The organism is Paenibacillus sp. AR247 (genome assembly GCF_002968895.1).
Taxonomy (GTDB): domain Bacteria; phylum Bacillota; class Bacilli; order Paenibacillales; family Paenibacillaceae; genus Paenibacillus_AQ; species Paenibacillus_AQ favisporus.
Genome location: NZ_PCZT01000024.1, coordinates 95,194 through 107,978 on the forward strand (window position 1 = coordinate 95,194; position 12,785 = coordinate 107,978).

At 57.6% G+C, this 12,785-nt stretch carries 7 protein-coding genes and 1 pseudogene; 2 read left to right on the top strand and 6 right to left on the bottom strand.

Features of this window, described 5'->3' with window-relative positions; all coding sequences use genetic code 11:
• From CPT76_RS31245 to CPT76_RS31270, 6 genes and pseudogenes are all read right to left on the bottom strand, one after another.
• The coding region (locus tag CPT76_RS31245) for a hypothetical protein (RefSeq protein ID WP_105445655.1) at positions 1-714 on the bottom strand (714 nt) is incomplete at its 3' end.
• A gap of 100 nt (positions 715-814) precedes the next feature.
• Positions 815-3,947: pseudogene (locus CPT76_RS31250) on the bottom strand (DEAD/DEAH box helicase).
• A gap of 375 nt (positions 3,948-4,322) precedes the next feature.
• Positions 4,323-6,773, bottom strand: a complete 2,451-nt coding sequence (locus CPT76_RS31255; protein WP_105445656.1) for a glycoside hydrolase family 31 protein — start codon at positions 6,771-6,773, stop codon at positions 4,323-4,325.
• An 87-nt stretch (positions 6,774-6,860) separates the two neighbouring features.
• Positions 6,861-8,147, bottom strand: coding sequence for an ABC transporter substrate-binding protein (locus tag CPT76_RS31260; protein WP_105445657.1), 1,287 nt, complete (start codon positions 8,145-8,147; stop codon positions 6,861-6,863).
• Between the two features lie 172 nt (positions 8,148-8,319).
• Positions 8,320-9,156, bottom strand: a complete 837-nt coding sequence (locus CPT76_RS31265) for a carbohydrate ABC transporter permease (RefSeq protein WP_076172855.1) — start codon at positions 9,154-9,156, stop codon at positions 8,320-8,322.
• On the bottom strand, positions 9,156-10,037 hold the full coding sequence (locus CPT76_RS31270) for a carbohydrate ABC transporter permease (RefSeq protein ID WP_076172854.1): 882 nt from the start codon (positions 10,035-10,037) through the stop codon (positions 9,156-9,158). Before CPT76_RS31270 ends, CPT76_RS31265 begins: the two co-directional genes overlap by 1 nt.
• A 140-nt stretch (positions 10,038-10,177) precedes the next feature.
• Here CPT76_RS31270 and CPT76_RS31275 point away from each other — a divergent pair, with 140 nt between their 5' ends.
• Positions 10,178-12,049: a cache domain-containing sensor histidine kinase gene (locus tag CPT76_RS31275; RefSeq protein ID WP_105445658.1), complete on the top strand. Its 1,872-nt coding sequence runs from the start codon at positions 10,178-10,180 to the stop codon at positions 12,047-12,049.
• Positions 12,050-12,054: 5 nt separating this feature from the next.
• Positions 12,055-12,783 carry a response regulator gene (locus CPT76_RS31280; protein WP_105445659.1) on the top strand — a complete coding sequence of 243 codons (729 nt, stop codon included), beginning with the start codon at positions 12,055-12,057 and terminating at the stop codon, positions 12,781-12,783.
• The last annotated feature ends 2 nt before the right edge of the window (positions 12,784-12,785 follow it).

The window sequence follows — 12,785 nt, forward strand, 5'->3', positions numbered from 1 at the left end:
TGGTACCCGCTTCAGCTGCTCCTTGGCTCTCGCCGCAGTCTGCGTCTTGATCGAGCGAATCACCTGCCGGGCTGCCGTCACCTTGGGCAGGAGGCCCGACCAATCCTCCTCCGGCATATCCTTGGCGGGCACCGCCTTCAGATGGACGGCCACCTCCCGGTACGGCGCTCCCGGTTCATGCAGCATGCCCTGCTGCGCCGCTTCTGCCAGCCATTCGCCGGGAGACGGTCCGCCTTTGCCCTTCTCCTCCAGGGAGGACAGGTCGCCGTCGGCCAACTTGGCGTCACCCGGGGGCAGGGAACCAGCCCAGTCGCTGAAGACCCGGCCGAGCAGCTCCTCGCGGGGAAGCCCCAGCAGTGCCAGCATGTGAAGCGGCTCCTCCGCCAAGCGCTGACGGATGGCCGGCATCGACTCCGAAGCATGGGGGCATCCGTCTGCGCCGCAGCTGCAGACCGCCTCGCCCCAGGTCAAGGCGGTTTGCCCCAGCAGCTCATCCAGCCAAGGCAGCTGGCTTTCCTGAAGCAGTAAATATAGGTCGGCGGGGCAATCGGCCAGCCTCTCCACGATGGTGCCTGCGGGCACAGCTCCGTCTACCGTCACCGGAATGCCGAGGGTCCATTCCTCACGGCCTTCTGCGGTTGTCCCTTGAGCCCGGATCAATCCGGGTTCCGCTTCCACGACCAGCTCCGTTCGGTCTTTACCTTGTGCCTTCATCCCTTGTTCCCTCCTTGGAGTGCCCCCAAAAAATCAGAAGCGTCGAATTAACATGATAGCCGCAGCCTGCTTAAGGAAGCCCTAAGCCGCCGGTTTACATTTACATCCAGTCTTCCCCTTGCAGCATGATCAATTCCTTCAGCTCGTGATCCGACATCTCGGTCAGCCACGTTTCTCCCGAACCGACGACCTGCTCGGAGAGCGACTTTTTATGCTCGATCAGCTCGTCGATCCGCTCCTCGAGCGTCCCTTGACAGATCAGCTTGTGAACCTGCACGTTTTTCTGCTGTCCGATCCGGAATACCCGGTCCGTCGCCTGATTCTCCACCGCCGGATTCCACCACCGGTCATAATGCAGCACATGATTGGCCCGGGTCAGATTCAGACCGACGCCCCCCGCCTTCAGCGACAGTACGAAGAAGGACGGGCCTTCGCCCTCCTGAAAGGCCATGACCATGTCGTCGCGCTCCTGTTTGGACACGCCGCCGTGAAGGAAGAACGGCGCCCTGCCGTAACGCTCCTTCAGCCTGGACACCAGAAGATGCCCCATCGCCACGTATTGCGTGAAGATGAGCGCTGACTCCTGATTTTCCCGGATGTTGTCAAGCAGATCGAAGAGCCGCTCCATTTTCCCGGAAGACTCGGCTTTGGCGCCCCGCACGTCTTCCCTGCCGAGCAGAAGCGGCGAGTCGCAAATCTGCTTCAGCTTCGTCAGCGAGGACAGCACCAGCCCTTTCCGGGCAATCCCCGTCTGCTGTCCGATCTGGCCCATCATCTGGTCCACGACCGATTGGTACATCGCTCCCTGCACTTCGGTCAGCGTGCAGTAAGATTTGATTTCCAGCTTTTCCGGCAAATCCTTGCGGATGTCGGGATCGCTCTTCAGGCGTCTCATCATGAAGGGCGATACAAGCTTATGCAGCTCCTGCAGCTTCCCTGGCGCGACCTCCCCTGTCGTGTACCGCTGCCGAAACGATGTGGAAGAACCGAGATAACCCGGATTGAGGAATTGGAAAATCGACCACAGCTCGCCGAGGCGGTTCTCCACCGGCGTCCCGGTCATCGCGATGCGGTGAGGCGCCGACAGCTTCATGACGCTCATCGCGATGCGGTGAGGCGCCGACAGCTTCATGACGCTCTGCGCCTGCTTTGGTCCGGTAGTTCTTAATGTACTGGGCTTCGTCCAGCACGACGGTGGACCACAGCACCGAGGCCAGGTCGGAGCCGTCCCTTCCGGCCAAATGGTAGGTTGTCAGCACGACGTCATGCCGAAGCGCCTGCTCCAAAAATTCATCCCCATGAAGGCGGCGGTTGCCGTGATGAATGTACAGCTCGAGCCCGGGGGCAAAGCGCTGCATTTCGCGCTGCCAATTGCCGAGCAGCGAGGTCGGGCACACGATCAGCACGGGAGGATTGCCTTCCTTGTGCTGCTCCAGCAGACAGGTGATCACCTGCACTGTCTTCCCGAGGCCCATGTCATCGGCCAGGCAGACGCCGAAGCCCATGTCCCGCATCGCCGCCAGCCATTGGTAGCCCCGCTCCTGATAAGGGCGGAGCACGCCGTGCAGCGAAGCGGGAACCGGGCGGACAGGCACCTTCTTCGGCCCCTCCTCGCCGAGAAGGGACTGCAGGTAGCCCATCGTCTCCAGCTCCAGCACCGGAATGCCCTTCCAGGTGCGTTCACCGTCTTCTCCTGCACTGAGATGCATCCAGTCGGACATGTTCATTTCGCCTTCGTCATGCTTCTTGATATAGCGCAGCACCTGGCGGATTTCCTTCAGATCCAGCTCGATCCATTCCCCGCGGAATTTCACATAAGGCAGGGTCGACTCGGCCAGCTCGGCCAATTCCTCCCGGGTGAGGGTATAGCCCTCAAGGGCGGCTTCCACCCGGAAAGAGACAAGCTGCTCCAGGCCGATGACCGGATGGCCGGGCGCGCCTCCGCCTGCATTTTCCGCCAGCATCTTCAGCGACAATCCCACACGGCGGCGCCCCTTCCGGCTCCACCGGGACGGCATCTGGACCGTGATTCCGGCTTTCGTCAGCTTCGGAACCGAGAGGCGGACAAAGGCGATCATTTCCTCCGTAGTGAGTTCAAGGCTCTCCGGAGCCGGGCCCCTCAGCACTTCGGCCAGTTCCGGGGACAGCCTCGACGCATCGCCGAGCGCACGGAGCATTTGCTCCTTCACATTCGGAAAGACGCGGCCGCGGCGGCTGATATCCCGCTCCCGATACGACCAGATGGCCCGAATGGGAATCCATGCCCCGAACTCATCCTGAAACTCAGCCCAGAACGAGACGCACCAGCGTTCCTCTTCCTCGGTATGGCAGGGCTCGAGCCGCAGTCCCAGCTGCATCCGGCCCTGTGCCGAAGCATCCCCGTTTTCCACGGCCGGAATCGAGGTCCCCCCCGTCTCACCAACCGCGGACGCCAGCTCCTCCATCTCTTCCGTGCTCCCTTGAACCGGGATCATCCGGCTGGCGGTCAGGGTACTGTTCCACCACAGCTCCGCCACCGGGGAATATCCTCTCCGGTAATCGGCATGGTAGCGGGAAAATTTGCTCTCGTTCTCACGGATCACTTCCCGTACCTGTGCATGGATCATGGCGCCCATAAACGAGTGCAGCAAAAATGCCCCCGCTTCCTCCTTGGTCATCGCATCCCTACCGGATAGCGCCGGTACTCCAAGCGCCACAGGCGGCATCGCCGCCGCCAGCTGCAGGAACCGCTCCGCGTCCTGCGGCTGGTTCAGGCTCGGCTTCCATTCCGCCGTCAGCGCCTGCTCGCCCGATTTGCGGCGGGTGCCGTTTGTCGGCACAGGGGCCGTACCCGGCGCGATACTGCCGCGCAGCATCAGCTCCAGGGCGAACCGGGCCGCCTGGGCCCAGTACCCCATCTCCGCCCCGGGCTCCATTCCCGCCTGCCGAATATAAGGCTCATCCCATGCGAGAAGCAGGCTGAAGGCGTCTGCGGCGCTCAGGGCAAGTCCCTCCAGCGTTCTGCCCATGAGCTGGCGCCGTTCCCCCCGGCGGCTCGTACGCTGAGCCGCATGCGCGGACGGGTACTTAAGCTCGGCCAGCCTGAGCGCAGCCTGGGCAAAAGGGCGCGTCCCGTCCGTCAGCGTCAGCTGCTTGACCACTTTGCTCCATGCATCCACTCTCGGTTCGGACATCTCTCCTGAAAAACAAAAAAACACATCGCCAAGCCATACGCCATAAAGCGGTTGATTCATGGTAGTCTCCTGTCGTATCCGTAATTACACATATACTTCCATCTTATACGAAAACGCATGAATTTAAAAACGAGATCCGGGTCTTTTTTAGGCATTTTTCACTATTTTTTTATGCTTTTTGCCCACCATGGGGCCGCCTGCCCTCTTCCTGACCTGATCATGCAGCATCAGAGTAAAAGCGTCTCATTGACGAGCATTCAACGAAGCCGGACCGCATTTAACGCCGTTCTTCTGGAAATACCAGGAGGACGACACTCGGAAAATTAAATTTTATTATATCTAAAAAAACTAAAAAAGCCGGAAACCGTCCCGGGAGCACTAATCTCCCTGAACCGGTTCCGGCTTGAATCCATCATGGATCTGTATATGGGCTGATCAGGCGGAGATTACCGCCCACTGTCCGCCTTCGGGACGATCCTGGACCTGAATGATCAGGTCGCCGCTCTGGCCATCGACGGCCCAGCCGAGCGCTCCCTGCTCCATTTGCTCAAGCGTCACCTGCCCGAGCCCTTCGACTTCAGCCGGGCGGAGCTTCGGCCGGCGCAGCACGAAGCGGAGGCGTTCGCGATTCGCTTCATACTGCCGATGTGGGTAAGCATACGACAGGACAAGCCGGCCTTGCTCGGCCCGCACCTTCAGCTCCAGCTCACTGTAAGCTCCGACTTCGTAGCCGTAGCTCACCCCGTCATCCTCATACAGGCGGTAAGAAGCCGCAAAGTCACCTTCCGCTTCCGCGCCGTACACATGGAACGTTAACGCATCATCCGCTCCGTCTTCGGCATGCTGCTTCAGCGGGCCTTCCGCAATCACACTGCCCGTCTTCACGTAGATCGGCATAACGGACAGCGGGCTGTGGGCCAGGATATACCGCCCGCCTTCATGCGCTTCTCCCGTCCAGTAGTCCAACCAAGTCCCTTCGGGCAGGTATACGGCACGATGGTCGGTGTCCGGACGATAGACCGGCGCGATCAGCACGTTGTCGCCGAGCAGGAATTGATCGCACAGATTCGTCACGTTCGGATCGTGCGGATACTCCAGAATGAGCGGGCGAATGACCGGCAGCCCGGTCACGGCCGCCTCATGGAACAGGTTGTACAATTGCGGCATCCAGCGGTAGCGCAGGCCAATGTACTCCCGCAGGATAGCTTCGGCCTCTTCCCCGAACGACCACGGCTCCTGCCGCACCGTTTCGAGCGCCGAGTGGTTCCGGCAGTACGGGAAGAAGACGCCCATCTGCGTCCAGCGGATCAGAAGCTCCGCGGAGGTATGGTGGGCGAAGCCGCCAATGTCCGGACCCGCGAACGCCAGGCCGGAGAGCCCCATGTTCAGCACCATCGGCATGGCCATGGCCATATGCTCCCAGAAGCTCCGGTTGTCTCCCGTCCAGACGGCCGCATACCGCTGGATGCCCGCATACCCGGCGCGTGTCAGCACAAACGGACGGCGGCGGTCCAGCTGCTCTTTCAACCCTTCAAAGGTCGATTTGGACATAAGCAGGCCGTAGATATTGTGCAGTTCCTCATGCGTCAGCGGCTTGCCGTTGTTGCGGTGTATCACGTCCAGATCCATCGTCTTGGATTCGTTGAACACCGCCGGTTCGTTCATGTCGTTCCAAATGCCCTCGATGCCGAGTTCGGTATAAAAGGCATGCTGATCCGCCCACCACTTTGCTGTGCGGTCGTCGGTGAAATCCGGGAAAGCGCTTGTCCCTGGCCATACCTCACCGAAGAACAGATCCCCCTCCAGCTTCCTGCAGAAATGGTCCTCCCGGATCCCTTCCTGATAAATCGGGTATTTCGCATCCTTCTTGACGCCGGGATCCACAATCGGCACGATCCGGATCCCCATCTCCCGCAGCTCGCGGATCATGCCGGCCGGATCCGGAAACCGCACCGGATCGAACGTAAACACCCGGTATTCGTTCATATAATGAATATCCAAATAAATGACGTCGCACGGAATCTGCTTCGCCCGGAACGTCCGGCCAAGCTCCAGCACCTCCTGCTGGTTCATGTAGCTGTAACGGGACTGATGATACCCGATCGCCCATTTCGGCGGCAGGTTGATCCGCCCGGTCAGAGCGGTGTAACGCTTGACGACATCCTTCAGCTCCGGCCCGTTGATGAAGTACAGGTCGTAGCTTCCTGTCGTGCAGCTGACCGTGAAGGCGACTCCATGGCTGCGCATGTCGAAATCCGAGCGTCCCGGATTATCGAGGAACAGTCCGCAGCTGATGCCGCCGTGCATATGAATCAGCAGCGGAATCGACTCGTACAGCGCCTCGATTTCCGGCATATGCGGGGCGTATACGTCGGTGTTCCAGTTCGTGTACCGCTCGCCGCGTTTATCGAGGAAGCTCGATTTCTCCCCGAGTCCGTAGAAATGGGAATCCTTCGGCATGTCGTACACGCCGAAGGCCGATCCGTCCGGGCTGAAGGTGATGCTCTTCTGCTCGGCCAGCACGTTTCCTGCCAGGTCCCTGACGGTCATGGACAATCCCAGCTTGTCCAGCGTCACTTCCAGCGACGCCGTGCGGAACCGGACGCCCCCTGCCGTCTCCTCCAGCTGTGCCTGGACATCGCCCCCAGCCGCAGTGGCCGGATCGATGGCGACCGAAGTCGACATTTCCGGATCATTTCCGAGGAAATATTTAATGCGCAGCATGTCGTCCGTGACGAATTCCACAGCCGCTCCCCCGCGTTCCGTTCGTACCCAGTAGGTTCCTTCTCTTTTTTCCACGCCGGTATAGATACCCAGGTTCTCCCAAGCCTCCTGCACAATGACAGGTCCGTCTTTATCCGGCCGGATTGCTTCGCTGCCCTCCATATCCTGCTTCCCCCCTCTAAGATGAAGAGGCTCCCTTTCATTGGTTCAAAAGGAAGCCTCCAGGTCATTCGTATGCTGATTAAGCTATTATTTTTTCAAATTATCCCACGTTTTTTGGAAGTCCTCGAACAGCTTGGCCTTGTCGGTCTTGCCGGCGATATACCCCTGCATGCTTGCGCCAAATTCGTTCCAGGCCCCTTCCGGGAATCTCGCGAACTGCCAGCTCAGCAGCTTGTTCTCTTTGCTGTATTTCAGCACTTCCGCGCCGAGCGCTCCCAGATCCTCTTCAGTGGCGTTAATGCTCTTGAAGGCCGGAATGAATTTGAATTCCTTGGTGATATAGTTTTTGCCCTCATCGGAGGTGACGAGCCAGTTCAGGAATTCCTTCGCGTCATCCTTCACCTTGGAGTTTTTGTTGATGACCCAGTTGTTCGGCACGCCAACGAGCAGCTTGTCGTTCTCCTCCGCGTTGTCGTTGATCGGCATCGGCAGGATCCCGATATTCATGTTCGGCGTGATGCCGTCGATCTGCACCTGCGTCCAGTTGCCCTGCTGCGTCATAGCCGCCTGTCCGTTCGCAAACATCGTCATTTCCGTGTTGTAGTCGGTCGTCAGCGGATTTTTGTTGCCGTATTTCAGCGTCAGGTCAAACAGATTCATGAACTGGTCCATTTGCTCGTTGCCGGCAAACTTGGCCGTTCCGTTGTTGAGGCCCTCAATGTAAGCGCCCGGATCCTTCTGATGGGCAAAAGCCACGTTCAGCGAGTGCTGGCCGAGAATCCATCCTTCTTGGTATCCGTTGACGAACGGGGTGATACCCGCGTCTTGAAGCTTTTTGGCGGCTGCCTCAAGCTCGGTTAACGTCTTCGGAATATCGGTAATGCCCGCCTTTTTGAACAAGTCTTTATTGTAGACAAAGCCGTAGCCTTCCAGGTTCATCGGCATGCCGTACACTTTGCCGTCCTTGGAAATTTGGTCCTTGGCGACATCCACCATATCGCTGACCCATTTTTCACCCGACAGGTCTTCCAGCTTGGCCTGCCACGTTTCCAGATCGGTATAACCGCCTACGTTGAAAATATCCGGCTCCTCGCCCGATGCGAATTTCGCTTTCAGCGCCGCACCGTAATCCGAACCGCCGCCTACCGTCTGAATGTCAAGCTTCACACCAGGATGGCTGGCTTCATAGTCGGCTTTCAGCTTGTTGAGCGCCTCGGCGATCTCCACCTTGAATTGGAAAATGTGAATCGTCTTGGTGCCGCCGCTGCCGCCGCTCGCGCCTTCGGCGCTTTTATCTGTTTTGGAGCCGCAGCCGGCCAGTACTACGGAAAGGGCCAGCACGGAAGCCAGCGCCATTTTGGTCCGTTTTTTCATGATCAAGAATCCTCCCTTTTGTTCTTGCATATCAAGCGGAATGCTTCATTAAAAAAGTTCTCTCGTTGAAATCGCTTACTCCCTCATTATAGGGAACAGCCTGTCCCCCCGGCACTTACGATATTGATCAAACAGGGGGACGGGATTGACCCGTTGTTCGCAACTGAAGGATTCAGCCTTTGACCGCTCCCTGCGTAATGCCTTCGACGATATATTTTTGCATAGCCAGGAAAAAGACGATGACCGGCAGAATGCCCAAGACGAGCGCCGGCAGGGCCAGATCCCACTGCTTTGTGAACTGTCCGAAGAAGGCGAAGGTCGCGATCGGAATCGTCCGCAGGTCCGGGCTTTGCAGCACCAGCGACGGCAGCAGGTAATCGTTCCAGATCCAGAGCGTGTTCAGAATGATGACGGTAACGAACATCGGCTTCATCAGCGGAACGACGATCCGGAAGAACGTGCCGTAAATATTCGTTCCGTCCACCGTGGCGGCCTCCTCGATTTCCAACGGAATCGATTTGACGAAACCGTGGAACAGGAATACCGTCATCGGCACCCCGAAGCCGAGGTAACAGGCGATCAGTCCCGGAATGCTGTTCATCAGGCCCAGCGTACTGGTGACTTTGACAAGCGGAATCATGATGGATTGGAACGGGATGACCATTGCAGCCACGAAAATCATAAACAGAAAGCGGTTGAACCGCGTATTGTGACGCACCATCCGGTACGAGGCCATGGCGCTGAACAGCGCCAGCAGCACGTTGCTGACCACGGTAATGACCAGCGAGTTCCACAGCGCCGACGGGAAGTTGGTAATGTCCCAGGCCCGGCTGTAATTGTGCCACTCAAAGGTTTTCGGCCAGCTGGCGGAGTTCGTCAGCAGGTCGCCAAACGTTTTCACCGAGTTAACGAACAGAAAGTAGAACGGAACCAGGAAGAGCAGCGCAACCAGCACCATAATGATTTCGGTGACGAGCGTCCCCCAGCGGTATTGTTTGGATGCTTCCATTACGATTCGACCTCCTTGCTTTTCGTGATTTTAACCTGAAGGCTGGTAATGATGGCAACCACGACGAAGAAGATGATCGCTTTGGCGGTTCCAAGCCCGTAACGGTTGTTCTGGAATGCTTCATTATAAATGTTGAGCGCCACCGATTCCGTCGAGCGGAACGGTCCGCCCTTCGTCAGCGACAAGTTCAGGTCAAACATCTTGAACGACCAGGAAATGGCAAGGAACAGACAGACCGTAACGGCAGGCATCACCAGCGGCACGATGACCGATTTCAAAATTTGCAGCTTGCTGGCCCCGTCGATTTCGGCCGCTTCCAGAATATCTTTAGGGATATTATTGATCGAAGAAATGTAAATGACCATCAGGTAGCCCGCGGTTTGCCAGACGAACACGATAACGATGCCCCAGAAGGCGGTCGTTTCGTCCCCCAGCCAAGGCAGGTTGAAGAAGTGCCAGCCGGTAGCGCTGCCGAGCGCCGAGAAACCCTTTACAAAGATAAACTGCCAAATAAATCCAAGCAGTAGCCCGCCGATGACGTTCGGCATAAAGAAAATCGTCCGCAGCACATTGCGCGACTTCAATGGCTTGGTCAGGAAATAGGCAAGGAAAAATCCGAGCACATTGGTTACAATAATGCCGATGACCGTGAACCTTACCGTAAACCAGAAAGCCTTCCCAAAATCGGGATCATTGGTTATGATTTGTTTGAAATTGTCGAATCCGACCCAGGTGACGTCGCCGGATACCCCGTTCCAGTCGGTAAAGGAATAATATAAGCCCAGCAGGAACGGAACGACAATGATGATGAGAAAAAAAATCGTGGATGGCCCCACGAATATCAGCTGCTGGAGCAGCCCGGATGACTTTTGGCGATTCATCCTGATCTCCCCTTTACGATTCGTATATGACTATTTCAGTATGAGGGAAGCGGTTCTTCAATAACACGGAGGATCGTGAACCGTTAGGGGGAAAATATTGATATGACATACCTCACGCACCCCGAAAGAGTGGTGTTTCCATGAAATTCCGCAGCATCCGTTCCCGGCTGATTCTGTTTATGCTGCTGGCGACAACCGTCCCGCTGCTGCTCTCCATCACGATCACATACATCCATACCAAGGAGACGATCAAAGAGCAGGCGCTCGAAGAGAACCGGAACCTGATCTACCAGGGCAAGGTCAATTTGACCAATTATCTGAACAGCATCAACCAGGCTTCGCTCACCCTGTACACGGACGCCAACTTCCTGCGCAATCTGCGGAAAATCCCGGACGATTACCGGGCGGTGGCCGAGGTGTACACGTCCTTGCAAAATATTTTGAATACGGTGCACGGCATCGAGCGGATTTACCTGCACGCTACCCAGTCCGGCCAATCCACCTTGGTTACGCCTGCGATCTACCCGAAGCGGGAGTACCGGACCGAGCCCTACATTTCGACCCAAGGGTATGAAAAATATACGACGGCGATCGAGCCGACCCATAAAAGCCATGACTATGGTTTTCCCCCGTCGCCGACCTCCTACTCGGACAAAATGGTCTTCACCTTCCACCGGTCCATCACCAATGTGCCGTCGGAGAAGGTGCTGGCCCTGCTGGCGATCGACGTCAGCCTGGATTCGGTGGCGGATATTACCGAGCAGCTGTTCAACAAGGACAAGGAGCAGCTGCTGGTCGTTGACCAGGGCGGCACCGTCGTCTATTCCGGGCGGGACAGCCAACTCGGCACCCAGATCACGGACAAGGAGCTGCTGACGCGGATCAAGGGAACACAGACCGAGGGCTTTTTCGAAAGCGGCGGAGCCATGAACGTATTCGAGAAGATGCAGACGCCATATACCGAATGGACGATTATTAAAAGAATTCCGAACAGCACGCTGTATGAGCGCGCGCGACAGCTGACCCAGATCAACGCCGCCATTGCGGTCATCGCCCTGGGAATCATCATCTTTGGCACGCTGTTCATCTCGATCCGGATCACCGAGCCGATCAAGAGGCTGACCAGCTACATGAACCGGATTCAATCCGGCCAGCTCGACGTCGACATATCCTGGAATCGGCAGGACGAGACGGGCATCATGTTCACCCGCTTCAGGCAGATGATGGATACGATCAACAACCTGATCCTGCGGGAATACCGGCTGGAGCTGGCGAACAAGACCAATCAGCTCAAAGCGCTGCAGGCCCAGATCAATCCCCATTTTCTGTACAACACCCTGCAGTCGATCGGAACGCTGGCGCTGCAAAATAACGTTCCGCGGATCTATGCCCTGCTCTCTTCCCTGGCCAAAATTATGCGCTACAGCATGCGCAACAACGATGTGCTGGTGACGCTGAGGGACGAGGCCGATCACGTCCGGCTCTATCTGGAGCTGCAGAAGGAACGCTTCGGGGACCAGCTCGTCTACACGCTGGACCTGGCCCCGGATACGCTGGATAAGCCCATGCCGAAAATGATTCTTCAGCCGCTGATCGAAAATTACTTCAAGCACGGTATGGATCACGAAGGCCGTCAGGGCATGGTTCGCATCGAAAGCCATATGCGGGAAGACGGCGTGCTGCAGATCGTCATTGAAAATAACGGCAGCCGGATCGAGCCGGAGAAGCTGGCCACGCTGCAGGAACAGCTGGCTGGCCGGGGAAACGGCGAACTGGAGGACGAATGGGCAGGCGATAACGGAGAAATCGGCGTGCGCAACGTCCTGCTTCGTCTGCAGCTGTATACGCCGCATGACGTCGGCATGCGGATCGAAAACCTCGAGCCGTATGGAGTCCGTATTTCCTTGGAAATCGATACAGAAGATATGCAAGATATGCGCACCGGAGAAAATAAAACGGCTGAAGCCCGCACAGGGACTGGGCCGAGGGAAGTTCATACAGAGGAGAATTGACAGCCATGAAAGTGTTAATTGTAGACGATGAGAAGCATGTCCGGGAAGCCATCAAGCTGCTCGGGGAATGGGAGCGCCATGGCATTACGGACATTCTGGAAGCGGCCGACGGGAAGTCAGCGACGGAGATGATCGAGGAGCACGCTCCCCAGATCGTGATGACGGATATGCGCATGCCGCGCATGGACGGCACGCAGCTGATGGAATGGCTGAGCGGAAGCCATTCCGGGATAAAGACGATCATCATCAGCGGTTATGACGACTTCGATCTGGTCCGCCATGCCATCCGCCACGGCGGGATGGACTACATCCTGAAGCCGGTGGACCCCGCCGCCTTGAACGAGGCGCTCGCCAAAGCCGCGGCCGCCTGCCGGGAGGAGGAGCTGAAGCGGCGGCAGAGCAGCCGCCAGAGCATCGAGATGAACCGGATGCGCCCGCATTATGCCGACAAGCTGCTGTCCGACCTGATCGGCGGGCACGGGCGCCGGGAGGAGATCCTTCAGCAGCTGCGGGAGGAATACGGCCTGCCGGAGCAAATCGACCGCTGCGCCGCGGCGGTCATCAGCACGGCACAGCTGGACGACGAGCTGCTGGAGAAGTTTGCCCGTATGAAGCAGCTGCTCTATTTTACGCTGACGAACATCGGCAACGAGCTGCTGTCGGCCAAACGAAAAGGGTTCGCCTTCCATCATCTGGCGAACCCCGAAGAAATCGTGCTGCTCCTATGGGGATGACT

Excerpts from the sequence above, each read along its gene's own strand:
- CPT76_RS31255 (WP_105445656.1), bottom strand. The coding sequence starts at position 6,773 with ATGGAGGGCAGCGAAGCAATCCGGCCGGATAAAGACGGACCTGTCATT.
- CPT76_RS31260 (WP_105445657.1), bottom strand. The coding sequence starts at position 8,147 with ATGAAAAAACGGACCAAAATGGCGCTGGCTTCCGTGCTGGCCCTTTCC.
- CPT76_RS31265 (WP_076172855.1), bottom strand. The coding sequence starts at position 9,156 with ATGGAAGCATCCAAACAATACCGCTGGGGGACGCTCGTCACCGAAATC.
- CPT76_RS31270 (WP_076172854.1), bottom strand. The coding sequence starts at position 10,037 with ATGAATCGCCAAAAGTCATCCGGGCTGCTCCAGCAGCTGATATTCGTG.
- CPT76_RS31275 (WP_105445658.1), top strand. The coding sequence starts at position 10,178 with ATGAAATTCCGCAGCATCCGTTCCCGGCTGATTCTGTTTATGCTGCTG.
- CPT76_RS31280 (WP_105445659.1), top strand. The coding sequence starts at position 12,055 with ATGAAAGTGTTAATTGTAGACGATGAGAAGCATGTCCGGGAAGCCATC.